Below are 13,309 nucleotides of genomic sequence, written 5' to 3' on the forward strand. Positions count from 1 at the left end.
AATTTCTAAATAAAGCCGACCTGGGATCCCCAGGTCGGCTTTGTATTACATAGCTATTTTTGATTCCAATATTTCTATTCTTCTACGAAGCTCATTTATTTCAGTCTTATCGTCTCTCAGTTCCTTAACTGCTTGCCAAGTCATCTCCGGCTTAGCGGAGATTTCATCCAACTTATCAAGCTTTTTGTATGTTTCTCGATTGTCAGCCTTCAATGCTTTGATATCGGATTCAATCCGGGCAAGAATATCCAGCCTTTCAAGGATAATATCCAACTTGTCTATTGCTTATCCCTCCCGAGTTTTATAGTACCACAGTGATATTTGTAATACAATGCTTGGAGCTACCACTGGCTGAAATGAATGGATTAAGACACATTTTTTAAATCCTTTGCGCAAGCTCTAAAAGGGTCATTTAAGCTACGTTGCTCCCTGTGAGAGAGCGTGGAATACTGGAGAGATATATTTCTATTGAGGTTTTGCAAATAATCTGATAAATTATAGTTAATCGGTCGGCTGGCCGACTGAGAAGGAGGTTTTTTCAACTAGATGGCCAAGAAAGAAGCGACAGAACAACCCATCGACATGCGCCGGCATATTCTCACTGTGGCCGGTGGATTGATGATTGAAAAAGGAGTCAAGGAAACCAGCTTAAAGGACATTGCCCAGGAAGCGGGGATTAGCAAGGGGACATTATATTACTACTATTCAGCTAAAGAAGACATCATCTATGACATTGCCAACCATAACTTAAAACAAATTACGGACGGTCTGCTGGCCTGGATTGAAGATGCCAATACAGAAGTTGCCCCTGAAGACATTCTGAAAACATTATTTGAACAAATACTAGAGGCTGAGACCAGGGGAAAGCTTCATCTTTATCTTCTCAGCGATGCAGGAACAACCAATACCCTTCTCAAAGAAAAATTTAAAGAACAATATCAAGAGTGGAGAAAAACATTGCAATATGGTTTAGATAAGATCTTACCCTCCCAAAACCAAAAGAACGAAATGCTCTCTTACTTAATTCTGGCCGCCCTTGACGGACTGATTATTCAGAGGTTGTTCGGAACCGAAGAGATTCCTGTGCAAGAAATCGTCAAGCTCATGGTAAGTGCCGAATAACTTTTAAAAAAGGTCTCCCAAGAGTTGCTTAGAATAGGGAAGCTAGACCGTTGATTAAGATACCCAAATTGTAAAAGAAAGTGAGACGATCGAGATGAATACCTTGTATTGCAGATTGTATCAGAGGACTTTGCAATTAGCATCTTATTTCCTTCCCTGGCGCAAACCTACCTTGCTGGAAGGCGCAAATAGTTTAAACAAGCTGCCTGAGGTAATAAACCGCAAGGGTATGAGCAAAGTCCTGATTGTCACGGATCAGGGAGTTTCTTCATTAGGGCTGATGAATAGCTTTCTTCAGGGTCTTGATAAGGCAGGAGTCAGGTATAGTGTTTATGATAAAACCGTACCAAATCCTACCCTTGATAATATTGAAGAAGCCCTGAAAGTGTACCAGGAACATCGGTGCGAAGGCATTGTGGCCTTTGGCGGCGGTTCTCCCATGGACTGTGCCAAGGGGGTGGGAGCCAGAGTAGCCAATCCCCATAAGAGCATTTCGCAAATGAAGGGCGTTCTTAAAGTGAGGAGAAAGCTTCCGCCTTTGTTTGCCATTCCTACCACAGCCGGGACAGGAAGTGAAGCCACCCTTGCCGCCGTTATATCAGATCCCCGAAACCGTGAAAAATACCCGGTTAACGATACGGCACTTATCCCTCACTATGCCGTCCTCGATCCGTTGCTGACTGTGGGTCTGCCGAAACACATCACTTCCACAACAGGCCTGGATGCCCTGACCCATGCGGTGGAAGCTTACATTGGCAGAAGCAATACCCAGGAGACCAAGGAATTAAGCCGGAAAGCAGTGCGCCTGATTTTTGATAATCTCTATATAGCCTATTCTCAGGGAGAGAATATAAAGGCCCGGGAGAATATGCTCAAGGCCTCCTATTATGCCGGAGTGGCCTTTACCCGCGCTTATGTGGGATATATTCATGCTCTGGCTCATGCTTTGGGAGGCTTTTACGGAGTTCCTCATGGTTTGGCTAATGCCGTAATCCTTCCTTATGTTCTGGAATACTATGGAGAGGCGGTCCATGAACGGCTGGCTGAATTAGCCGATGTCCTGGAAATGGGTTCGCTTGGGGATAGCCATGAGAAAAAAGCAACCCTATTCATTGAGGCCATCAAGGAACTAAGTAAAAAAATGGACATTCCTCGAAAAATTGACGGTATTCTCGCCGAAGATATCCCTTTGCTGGTAGAGCATGCCTGGAAGGAAGCCACCCCACTTTATCCCGTCCCCAAGTTCTTGTCCAGAAATGACCTGAGTAATATCCTGCACCTGATTAGTACAGCCAAAAAGGAGGAGGTCTAAGATGTCGGATATAAAAGAAATTTTGGCCAAGCAAAAGGCTTTTTTCGAAACAGGGAAAACTAAGGAGCTACAGTTTCGGGTGAATATGCTGAATAAATTGCGGTCGGCCATAAAAACCCATGAAGAGGAGATTATGGCGGCTTTGAAGGCTGACCTGAATAAAGCGCCTTTTGAAGCCTATGCCACAGAAGTGGGCATGGTTCTGGAAGAGCTTAACTACACGCTTAAACATATCTCAAGCTGGGTCAAACCTAAACGTGTGCGGACTCCTCTGGTGCACTTTCCTTCCGCCAGCTATCTTTATACAGAACCCTACGGCTCCGTCTTAATTATGTCGCCCTGGAATTATCCTTTTCAGCTGACCCTGGCTCCTTTGGTGGGGGCCATAAGTGCAGGAAACTGCGCCGTTCTCAAGCCATCGGAGTATTCGGCCAACACTTCCGCAATGATCGAGAGGATAGTCAAAGAAATCTTTGACGAGTCCTTTGTGGCCGTGGTGCGCGGAGGCCGAGAAGCCAACAAAACCCTGCTCAATGAAAAGTTTGACTATATCTTTTTTACCGGCAGCATCCAGGTGGGAAAAACGGTGATGGAATCCGCCGCCAGGTACCTGACCCCGGTAACTCTGGAATTGGGCGGGAAAAGCCCCTGTATTGTCGATAACACTGCCGATCTTGAATTGGCGGCCAAAAGAATCGTCTGGGGAAAATTTCTGAATGCGGGACAGACCTGTGTTGCTCCAGATTATTTGCTTGTGCATAGGACTGTTAAAGAAAAACTCATCCAGGAGATCAAGAAATCCATCACCGCCTTTTATGGCCATGATCCTTTAGGCAACGAGGACTATCCTAAAATAATCAATCAGAAGCACTTCGAGCGGCTTTTAGGCTTGCTGAAGAGCGGGCGGGTTATAGAGGGAGGAAGGTCCGAAGAGAAAACCAGGCGGATTGCGCCCACCATTTTGGATGATGTAACCTGGGAAAGCCCAGTGATGAAGGAAGAAATCTTTGGGCCTCTGCTGCCGGTGTTGGAATTTGAGAGCTTTGACGCTGCCCTTTCTATGGTCAATCAGCATCCCAAGCCGCTGGCTTTGTATCTGTTCACCAGAAGCAAGGATCATGAGGCCCAGGCCATCGGCAAAACATCCTTTGGCGGTGGATGCATCAATGATACGATTATACATCTGGCTAACCCCAATCTGCGCTTCGGAGGTGTGGGGGAGAGCGGCATGGGTCAGTATCACGGCAAAGGAAGCTACGATACCTTTTCTCATGTGAAAAGCATTATGAAAAAATCCAATATGCTGGATATCCCGCTCCGGTATCCGCCTTTTAAAAATCATTTGTCCCTGCTTAAGAAGATTATGAAGTAAAAATTTCAGCACAGACTGCGATCAGTCTGTGCTGAAAACTATCCCTTGAATTTTAGAAGACAAGACCGAGAGCGATCAGAATAAGAATAGCAATGGCGATAATGCCAATTCCTGCTGCACATAGAAACATACATTCAACCTCCTTTAGGTTATATTCCATAATATGCAAAAAGTGCTCTTGTGGAATATTAAGGAAGAGGGATTGAATCTGATTTCAGGGAAGGACGACTTGGTATAGTAAGTTCACTTGAAGCATAAATCATTTTCGAATAATGTATCTTAGCATCTGGATGTGTAATGCTTGATCAATGACAAGCTGTACGAGCTTGGCGTTTTCAGCTCTCAATCTGCTGATATCAGAGGTTCTATTCAGGTTATAGTTCAGAGTATTTAAGAGTTTCTCGGTACAATATTTTATCATTGTAATATTTCCTCCTTTTTGAAAATCCTAAATTTGTTAATTAATTATATTTTGGAGGATAACATAATATGACAAGACCGACATAATTACATCTTATCATAAAATTAAACCTATATGAATCTGGATATAAGTTGTTGATATAATTTACATTTATTGGTAGAATAAAGTTGCCGGACCTCATAAGTCTGTGGATTGAAATATATATGTTTTTTTGTACGAAAAGGATGTCTTTCCATAAGATCTGGTAAAGATGTTCTTTTTCTTTATTGGGTTTGAAAAACGACAAAATACAACACAAAATATGGTAAAAGAGGAGCTATAATAAAAGACAAGCTCGAATTTAATAGAGAGGAGGATGTTCATGGTTCGATTATCTTATCCTATTGCCATGGAGATAGCCGGCAATACCGCTATGTGGACAAGGCCGGATAGCGGTGACTGTCCGGTTAGCTATCCAGCTCCGACCTATTCTGCAGTCAAAGCTATTTTTGAATCTGTGGCATGGGGGCCCGGCGTGGAAATAATTCCTACAAAAGTAGAGTTGTGTGCGCCTATACAATACCACTCTTATTGCACCAACTATGGAGGACCGTTACGAAGTACTAAATCGATTAAAGAGGGAAATAATTATCAGTTGTATGCTACCGTGTTAATTGATGTCTGCTATAGAATCTACGCAGAAGTTGTTCCTTTTAAAGATAAAAGCCGATTGCCGGAAAGTGCTGTGCAATGGGATAAAAAGACGACCTCACCCGGACATGCTTATCAAAGTATTTTTAAAAGAAGGCTTAAACGAGGTCAATGCTATTCCATTCCCACATTAGGATGGAAAGAATTTACCCCTTCTTATTTCGGCGAATTTCGGGACACAACCCAGGTGCTCTCCGATGCACTTCCCATCGTCATACCATCGATGCTAAGGCGGGTTTTTGCCAAAGGATATGGGTCTCCGGTTTCCTATGTCTATGACAATGATCTCGTCATCCGGAATGGCGTGCTGGAGTATCCGCAAAGGAGTGAAAACTATGCTCAATGAATTGTATAGTTTGTCCACTGCCATGAAAAGTAAAGGGATCAGCGCCAAGGAATGGCATAGGGAATATAAATCTTTACCTAAAGTAACAGCCAAATCACCCTGTATTAGAATATGGCTTGCTCAGGATGGCTCGATCTGTGGACTTGAGAGCATAAGTGCTGAACTTGCCCAGTCGTTGAGAAAATACGGGAACAACCAGGGAACTTTTCCCGCTTTCAATATCGCTCCCCTTTACCGTATCACAGAAGAAGAGCAGCTTACCCTGTTGGAACAAATTGAAAAAGGCACTATTCCTCTTGATCTTGACAAAATCAAATCATGGTGTGTCCATGACAACTGGAAAGGAAGCATTGTCAAAAAAGTCGATAGAAGCTTGCATACTATTCCTCAGACTCTTTCGGGTCTAATTGGGAATCAAGAACAACCCGAAGGAAGGCTCATTTCCAAGCTGATCCAGTTAGCCTCCGGTTTCAGAAATGAGCCAGATAAAAGCTTTAAGTCTGCCCTGGAAAAGTGCGTTTTCGCCAAGCTTCAAAAACAAGAGGACATTGGTACTTTGCTTGCAGTGCTATTCCATAAAGGTAACCCCAAAAAAGAACATAATGGTGATACAGGCTCAATTTCAATTGTATTGGATTTATTTGATTGGCAACAGTATGGGTACCCTGTAACAAGCCAACACTTCACCGAATGGCTCAACGATATGTTGTTGAAATCCAGCTTGCAGAGTGCGTCCCAACCATCTAAGGATGTTGAACGTGATGCCTTTGGTATTCCTTTTATCAATCCCGATGAACCGATGCCAAGCGTGAAGCTCAGTGGTTTTGAGGTAACCCTGCGTTCGATGTTCAACGGACAGCCTTGCCAGTACCGTTATGAACAAATCGATGATGGCTCTTATCCCATTGCCATGGAAAACCGCTCGCTTATCAAAAAATCGCTGGAATGGGCTGCCGATCTGGAGCGGGAGGGTGTCACATGGCGGAAAATTGATAAGAGCGAAATCGTATTTGCCTATCCTTCCAAGCTGCCGGAAGTTTTACCGAAATTTGTTTCAATCTTCGGCTCCGGTCAGGCAGAAAATTCGGCCCAGGCAGCAGCGCGTTTTGAGAATATCGCCAACGATTTTATTAGGACACTTAGAGGCCTTCTTCCAAAGGAAACTCCCCGATTTATTCAAATTTTCACGATCCGCAAACTGGATAAAGCCCGCTCAAAGGTGATATTTACCCGCAATTGTTCGCCGGATCAGCTTATTCAAGCGGCGGAAGACTGGCAGGCCGGTTGTGGGAATATACCGGAAACAGATCTAGGTAAAAGAGAGATTCCTTTTCCGCTGCAAGTAGCTCGAATCGTCAACAATGTGTGGAAGCAAAACGGGGAATTGGCTCAGGGTCAGACTGCCGTTGAACGAATGAAATATTATCAGGGCATGGAATTGCTTCTTGATCCTATGCAGGAAAATATGATTGATAATTATCTTCATGTCGCACTCACCCATTCATCCGGGTTAGCAAGCTATATTGGCAACTGGGTGCATGGCGGTTCGAACTGCAAGAGCAGGACAGAAGAGAAAGCTTTAGAGAAATTAAAAAATGAAACAGTTCTTCTGTTGGCTGTCTTAGGGTTGCTGCTGTACAAACGGGGGGAGAGAAAGGAGAAATACATGGAAAATATGGCGTATTTGGTCGGACAGCTCTTGAAAATATCCGACGAGCTGCATACCTTGTATTGCAAAGTTGTGCGGGGTGGGGATGTTCCTCCGCAACTGGCGGGCAGCGCTTTGTTTGCAGCGGCCAGCGAAAGGCCTTACCAAACGATAGCTCAGTTGTCCCTTCGCATGAATCCTTATATAACCTGGGCCAAACACTACCGCTTTAAAAATATTTCAACTAAAGATGAAGAAAGCTGGAGAGCACGCTGGTATCTCAATTTGTATGAAGATGCGGCAAATAAATTGCTTCCTGTAATGACGGATTCAACACGTTTTAATGATTTTGAAAAGGCACAGCTTTTTATTGGCTATCTGGCATCCTTTCCTAAAAGAGGGTCTTCAGTAACTGTGGCCGATGAGAGCGATAATGATAATATGTAGGAGGGGCTAATTATGAACAGTGAAATCAAGCGCGCAACCGGTTTAATGGTCATTGAAGTTGTAAATTCAAATGCAAACGGCGACCCGGACAGGGAGAGCGATCCCCGTCAGCGTCCTAATGGTATAGGGGAAATTTCACCAGTTTCCTTCAAACGCAAGCTGCGTGATTTGGTGGGAGACCACGATAGTGTGTTTTATCAAAATCTCCCGGCGGTTTACATTAAAAACTCGGATCACTACTGCATATTGGAATCGCGGGGGCGTGACAGGAAATCCATTCAAAGTGAGATGTCGAAAGATATTAAAAACTTTGAACAGAAGAGTTTTTTGGAGAGCACTTTTGTTAAAAAATATTGGGATGCAAGAATCTTTGGCAACACTTTTTTGGAAGAGGGAGCGAATAAAGGGTTTATCAAAACAGGTGTTGTTCAGTTTGGTGTAGGTACGTCGATTTCTCCGGTCAATATCATTCGTCATACCAATACGAATAAAGCCGGTGTGCAAGAGGGTAAAAATGCCGGAATGGCTCCCTTAGCCTTTCGCATCGTGGAGCACGGTGTTTATTGTATGCCGTTTTTTGTGAATCCCAATTATGCAGCCAAGACAGGCTGCACTCAAGAAGATATTGACCTGCTTAAGCTATTAATTCCCAAAGCGTATGACCTGAATCGTTCTGCCATTCGCCCCGATGTGCGCATTCGGCATGCCTGGTATATTGAACATCTGAATGCTCTGGGCAGTTGCCCGGATTATCTCCTCCTGGAAGCGCTTACACCAAAACGTACTGGCGATGTGACCACAGCATCGAAAAGCTGGGCTGATTATGAAGACAAGACAGATCTACCGGAAGAATTGAAGGCCAAAGTGAGCTCTGCAACCGACCTGATGCTGGTATGATATACTACGCGCACAGTCGCAAAGATGACATTCCTGAGCAGACGTATGCGGAGCATGTTTGTGGTGTAAGGTCGCGGGGCCGCGATTATGTTCAAGAGATAAGCTGCTATGCAAAATGTGATAATACACTGCTGTCACAGATTATAGAAAAAGCGTCCACCATTCATGATCTGGGCAAACTGAATAAGGAAAATCAGGATGTGCTTGCCGGTAAAAATACAGCCAAATTTCTTCCGCAAAATCATGTTGATGCAGGAGTCGCTTATTTTTTGAATAGCCAACACCCTTCAGTTCTTTCTGCTGCTGTGATTCAGGCCCATCACGTTGGTTTTCCTGATTTTACTGTCGAAGTGGATAGGGGTGATGCAGCTTTTCGAGATAGAGCCATTGCGTCTGATGTAGATAGAGAGTTGTCGGAACTTGAAGCCATCCATAGCCACCTCGTTGATAGTCAGTTTGAGTATGGTGAGGAAGAAATCAAGGGAGATAAATCAGTTTTTCTGAGGATGCTCTTATCATGCCTCGTCGATGCGGATCACACCGATACGGCCACCCATTACCGGAAGTATCCGGCCGAAATGAGCCCGGTCAGATTGCGCGCTGCGGAACGGCTTGCCCAATTAGACCGGCACATTGCCGGGCTGAAGCAAACAGGAGCTGATGATGATCGGAATGCTTTACGCAATGAGATGTATGTGGCGTGTCGAAACGCTGACATCGATGCCGGTATAACTTCCTGTGATAGTCCAGTTGGCTCCGGAAAGACGACGGCGATCATGGCCCATTTGCTTGCACAGGCAGAGAAGCGCGGACTGCGGCGTATCTTTGTTGTACTGCCTTTTACAAATATCATTAAACAATCCGTAGACATCTATCGGAAGACACTTGTTTTGCCGGGGGAAAACGCTGAGGAGGTTGTAGCGGAACTGCATCACCGGGCGGACTTCGAGAGCAAGGACGCCAGACACCTTACTGCGTTATGGAGAGCGCCCATTATTGTGACAACGGCTGTTGCTTTTTTTGAAACGCTGGCCTCGAATTCCACCGCAGCCCTGCGCCGCTTGCATGAATTGCCCGGCAGTGCTGTTTTTGTGGATGAATCCCATGCTGCATTGCCGGTGAAACTTCTGCCTATTGCCTGGAAGTGGATCAATGTTTATGCTGCGGAATGGAGCTGCTATTGGGTTCTGGCGTCCGGTTCATTGAATCGATTCTGGACAATACCGGAAATTACAGGAGACGAAAGTTTCCACCCTGTACCGGAAATCATTGATGATGAACTGCGCAAACGCCTTGCAGTCTATGAAAACAATCGGATTTCTTATCATTGTGATTTATTCCCCAAAGGCACGGCGGAGCTTGCTCAATGGATCAGCGGTTTTCCGGGGCCGAGACTGGTTATCTTGAACACAGTTCAAAGTGCTGCTGTATTAGCGGACTATTTTTCAGAGCACTTTGGCCGAGAATGTGTCGAGCATCTGTCTACAGCTTTGACTCCAGATGATCGGGGCAACACTCTCGAACGGATAAAAAAGCGCTTGATGGATAAAAAGGCTACGAATTGGACCCTGATCGCAACATCATGTATTGAAGCCGGTGTAAACCTGTCTTTCAGAACTGGATTTCGTGAACTTGGTCCGTTGGTATCGCTGCTGCAAGCTTCGGGGCGTGTCAATCGGGAAGGGGTTCTTGATAATGCGGAGATGTGGACATTTTGTATTTTAGAAGATGGAATGCTGAAGCTTAATCCTGGTTTAAAAGAGGCCGCCGCTGTTCTTAAAAGGTATTTTGAAGGGAACAGAGCCATTGTGCCGGAATTGAGCACCCAATCCCTCACTGATGAAATCGCTTTATATGGGCTGTCTGGAAAACATAAAAACTTGGTCACCAATGAGAAATTGCAAAATTTTCGTAAGGTAGAAGAGGATTTCAAGGTAATTGACAGCGATACTCGTCTTGTAGTTGTTGACCCGAGTATGGCAAAACGTTTGCAATATGGAAAAGTCGATTGGAAAAAACTTCAAAAAGCCTCGGTTCAAATTGCCAAATATAAATTGGATGAACTGAGAACGCCTATGGTAATGGATAAAATATACAGGTGGAACCTGGAATACGATGGCTTTCTCGGTTATATGGCTGGTATCGTGAAATTAAAAAAGTATAGCGGAGGGGCAATCATCATTTGATTTACTGGAGATTGTGAATGGCGAAAAGACACGACATTATCTGGAGGTTTTGAATGGAATACCAAGAAGACGATTTCCTGCTCTTATCGGGCATCCAGCACTATGTGTTTTGCAAACGCCAATGGGCCTTGATCCACATTGAACAGCAATGGCAGGAAAACTTCCGTACCATCGAAGGGGCAATCCTGCACGAGAAAACCCATGACTCGACGATCAAGGAAAAGCGGGGAGCGCTGATTATTTCCCGGGGTATGGGGATTTTTTCCCGTACCCTGGGGATCACCGGAGCCTGTGATGTGGTGGAGTTTCATAAGTCCCGGGACGGAGTCACCCTTTATGGCCGGGAGGGGACTTACCAGCCGGTTCCTGTGGAATACAAGCGGGGCAAACCCAAGCAGGATAATGCGGATGTGCTGCAGTTATGCGCTCAGGCCATGTGTTTGGAAGAGATGCTCCTCTGCACCATACCGGAAGGATTTCTATATTATGGTGAACCCAGACGCAGAACGAAAGTTATCCTGGATGAGGAGATTCGAGAGGAAGTCAAAAGGATTTGCCAGGAGATGCACGATCTCTATGCCAAGAGATATACCCCTAAAGTTAAAACGACAAAAGCATGCCGAGCCTGCTCCCTCAGTGAACTCTGTCTGCCCAAGCTGTGCAAGAACCCATCGGCCCTGGACTATATGAAGAAAATGATTGCAGAGATCGAGGTTGAGCCATGAGAAAATTATTGAATACCCTCTATGTGACTTCTCCCAATACTTATCTATCTCTTGACGGGGAAAATATTGTGATTTTGAAGGATGATGTGGAGGCCTTGCGAGTCCCTTTGCATAATCTGGAGAGCATCATTGCCTTTGGCTATACTGGGGCCAGCCCGGCTTTGATGGGTGCCTGTGCCAAGCGCAATATCTCCTTGAGCTTTATGAAATCCAGCGGAAAATTTCTGGGCAGAGTAGTGGGGGAAGTCAGAGGGAATGTCACTTTAAGAAAAGCGCAATACAGACTTTCGGATGATGAAGCGGCAAGCCATAGAATTGCCAAGAGTTTTATCTTGGGGAAAGTATATAATTCCCGCTGGGTAGTGGAGCGGGCCACCCGGGATCATGGGGCAAGGCTGGATGTAGAGAAATTAAAGGGAGTCTGCCAAACCCTGGCTAATGCTCTGAAATTGGTCGAGAACAGTAAGGATTTGGACCAGCTGCGGGGTGTTGAGGGGGAGGCTGCAGCCCAGTATTTCCGGGTGCTGGATGATCTGATTCTCCAGCAGAAGGAAGACTTTTACTTCAAATGTCGTAATAAACGGCCTCCTCTGGACAATGTTAATGCTATGCTCTCCTTTGTCTATACCTTGTTGGCTCATGATGCCGCTGCTGCTCTGGAAACAGTGGGGCTGGACCCCTATGTAGGATTTTTGCACCGGGATAGACCGGGAAGAATCTCACTGGCCCTGGATCTGATGGAAGAGCTGCGGGCAGTTTTTGCAGATCGCTTTGTTCTTTCTTTGATCAATAGAAGGGAAGTCAATCCCAGCGGGTTCACCCGGATGGAAAACGGAGCAGTTGTAATGGATGATGATACAAGAAGAGATATCCTCAAGGCATGGCAAAGCAGGAAACAGGAAGAGATAAAGCATCCTTTTTTGCAGGAGAAAATGGAGTGGGGGCTGGTGCCCTATGCTCAGGCTATGCTGCTGGCCCGGTTTATCCGGGGAGATTTGGACGGATATCCGGCCTTTATGTGGAAGTAGGTGAGGAAGATTTTAGTGCTGATCACGTATGATGTTAACACCCAAACCGCGGCAGGAAGAAAGCGGCTGCGTCAGGTTGCTAAGCAGTGTGTGAACTATGGACAACGTGTCCAAAATTCTGTTTTTGAATGTGTGCTGGATGCGGCAAAATTCCGCGAGGTTCAGCATAAGCTGGAGCAGATCATTGATACAGAGACGGATAGCCTGAGGTTCTATATGCTGGGGAATAATTATAAGAACAAGGTTGAGCATATTGGGGCCAGGCCTTCGTTTAATGTTGAGGATACTTTGATTATTTAGTGCGAACCTATAATGCACAGCAAATCCTCGGGAGGTTCGCACCGCGAAATGAGAGGGAATTTGCTGAAATTTGTAGGGGAAATGATAGGAATGTGCTGTAGTGGGGGGAAGAAGTTTAAGAAAATGAACAAAAGTTGACTTTAAGTAGATAGTTTTGATTACTTTTTGCAGTCGAGGCCTCTGCGAGGCTCGAGGGTTGAAATTTGATGGCCTCCCGTTGCTCCGGGGCATAGATGACGGTCGAGGCCTCTGCGAGGCTCGAGGGTTGAAATATGGCAGGGCGAATACCTGGTTGACCAGCATAAGGTCGAGGCCTCTGCGAGGCTCGAGGGTTGAAATAGTCTGAGCTTTACTGTCCTTTGTGACCTTTGCGGTCGAGGCCTCTGCGAGGCTCGAGGGTTGAAATTGCGACAAAAAACGACTTTCAGCTTAAAAATATGGTCGAGGCCTCTGCGAGGCTCGAGGGTTGAAATCTCATCGTTTGTGGGAAGATTTCGATGACCTTTTGGGTCGAGGCCTCTGCGAGGCTCGAGGGTTGAAAGTGCTAAACGCGGGGCCCTTTTCCTCTTAGCAGGGTCGAGGCCTCTGCGAGGCTCGAGGGTTGAAATAAAAGGATAATAAGAAGAAGGAGGAGGAATATCAGTCGAGGCCTCTGCGAGGCTCGAGGGTTGAAATATTACTTGTCCATGTTTATATTACACCAATCAGGTCGAGGCCTCTGCGAGGCTCGAGGGTTGAAATACTCAAGATCAGATGGCTGATGCCCTGGGTGTAAAGTCGAGGCCTCTGCGAGGCTCGAGGGTTGAAATCTATAT

11 protein-coding genes and 1 CRISPR repeat array (1 of these 12 running past the window's edge) are annotated in these 13,309 nt (G+C 45.5%); of the genes, 10 read left to right on the forward strand and 1 reads right to left on the reverse strand.

What is annotated here, in order from left to right:
- Window positions 1-45 precede the first annotated feature (45 nt).
- The gene (locus BUA14_RS13000) at window positions 46-282 is read right to left on the reverse strand and encodes a hypothetical protein (protein ID WP_072772979.1); all 237 of its coding nucleotides are present in this window, start codon (window positions 280-282) and stop codon (window positions 46-48) included.
- A gap of 264 nt (window positions 283-546) precedes the next feature.
- On the opposite strand from BUA14_RS13000, the gene BUA14_RS13005 reads away from it, so the two are divergent.
- The 10 genes from BUA14_RS13005 (at window position 547) to cas2 (ending at window position 12,494) form a co-directional block, all read left to right on the forward strand.
- Window positions 547-1,122, forward strand: coding sequence for a TetR/AcrR family transcriptional regulator (locus BUA14_RS13005; protein WP_072772980.1), 576 nt, complete (start codon window positions 547-549; stop codon window positions 1,120-1,122).
- A gap of 94 nt (window positions 1,123-1,216) precedes the next feature.
- On the forward strand, window positions 1,217-2,434 hold the full coding sequence (locus tag BUA14_RS13010) for an iron-containing alcohol dehydrogenase (RefSeq protein WP_072772981.1): 1,218 nt from the start codon (window positions 1,217-1,219) through the stop codon (window positions 2,432-2,434).
- Between the two features lies 1 nt (window position 2,435).
- The gene (locus BUA14_RS13015; protein WP_072772982.1) at window positions 2,436-3,806 is read left to right on the forward strand and encodes an aldehyde dehydrogenase; all 1,371 of its coding nucleotides are present in this window, start codon (window positions 2,436-2,438) and stop codon (window positions 3,804-3,806) included.
- A 782-nt stretch (window positions 3,807-4,588) separates the two neighbouring features.
- Entirely contained in the window at window positions 4,589-5,263 is a 675-nt protein-coding gene (gene cas5, locus BUA14_RS13020; protein ID WP_072772983.1) for a CRISPR-associated protein Cas5, read from the forward strand.
- Window positions 5,253-7,358, forward strand: coding sequence for a hypothetical protein (locus BUA14_RS13025; protein ID WP_072772984.1), 2,106 nt, complete (start codon window positions 5,253-5,255; stop codon window positions 7,356-7,358). The genes cas5 and BUA14_RS13025 overlap by 11 nt, the downstream gene beginning before the upstream one ends.
- 12 nt (window positions 7,359-7,370) lie before the next feature.
- A complete protein-coding gene (locus BUA14_RS13030) occupies window positions 7,371-8,255 on the forward strand; it encodes a type I CRISPR-associated protein Cas7 (RefSeq protein WP_072772985.1) in 885 nt (294 codons plus the stop codon).
- A gap of 200 nt (window positions 8,256-8,455) precedes the next feature.
- Entirely contained in the window at window positions 8,456-10,441 is a 1,986-nt protein-coding gene (locus BUA14_RS13035) for a CRISPR-associated helicase/endonuclease Cas3 (RefSeq protein WP_242954653.1), read from the forward strand.
- Window positions 10,442-10,494: 53 nt separating this feature from the next.
- Entirely contained in the window at window positions 10,495-11,166 is a 672-nt protein-coding gene (gene cas4 / locus BUA14_RS13040; protein ID WP_072772987.1) for a CRISPR-associated protein Cas4, read from the forward strand.
- The gene (gene cas1c / locus BUA14_RS13045; protein WP_072772988.1) at window positions 11,163-12,194 is read left to right on the forward strand and encodes a type I-C CRISPR-associated endonuclease Cas1c; all 1,032 of its coding nucleotides are present in this window, start codon (window positions 11,163-11,165) and stop codon (window positions 12,192-12,194) included. Before cas4 ends, cas1c begins: the two co-directional genes overlap by 4 nt.
- 9 nt (window positions 12,195-12,203) lie before the next feature.
- Entirely contained in the window at window positions 12,204-12,494 is a 291-nt protein-coding gene (cas2, locus tag BUA14_RS13050; protein WP_072773205.1) for a CRISPR-associated endonuclease Cas2, read from the forward strand.
- Window positions 12,495-12,664: 170 nt separating this feature from the next.
- Window positions 12,665-13,309: direct repeats of the CRISPR family, unit length 33 nt; unit sequence GTCGAGGCCTCTGCGAGGCTCGAGGGTTGAAAT (it continues 60 nt past the right edge of the window).

The organism is Desulfitobacterium chlororespirans DSM 11544 (assembly GCF_900143285.1).
Classification (GTDB): Bacteria; Bacillota; Desulfitobacteriia; order Desulfitobacteriales; family Desulfitobacteriaceae; genus Desulfitobacterium; species Desulfitobacterium chlororespirans.

Bases quoted from the DNA above. Each gene is read 5' to 3' on its own strand.
- BUA14_RS13005 (WP_072772980.1), top strand. From the start codon at position 547: ATGGCCAAGAAAGAAGCGACAGAACAACCCATCGACATGCGCCGGCAT.
- BUA14_RS13010 (WP_072772981.1), top strand. From the start codon at position 1,217: ATGAATACCTTGTATTGCAGATTGTATCAGAGGACTTTGCAATTAGCA.
- BUA14_RS13015 (WP_072772982.1), top strand. From the start codon at position 2,436: ATGTCGGATATAAAAGAAATTTTGGCCAAGCAAAAGGCTTTTTTCGAA.
- cas5 (WP_072772983.1), top strand. From the start codon at position 4,589: ATGGTTCGATTATCTTATCCTATTGCCATGGAGATAGCCGGCAATACC.
- BUA14_RS13025 (WP_072772984.1), top strand. From the start codon at position 5,253: ATGCTCAATGAATTGTATAGTTTGTCCACTGCCATGAAAAGTAAAGGG.
- BUA14_RS13030 (WP_072772985.1), top strand. From the start codon at position 7,371: ATGAACAGTGAAATCAAGCGCGCAACCGGTTTAATGGTCATTGAAGTT.
- cas4 (WP_072772987.1), top strand. From the start codon at position 10,495: ATGGAATACCAAGAAGACGATTTCCTGCTCTTATCGGGCATCCAGCAC.
- cas1c (WP_072772988.1), top strand. From the start codon at position 11,163: ATGAGAAAATTATTGAATACCCTCTATGTGACTTCTCCCAATACTTAT.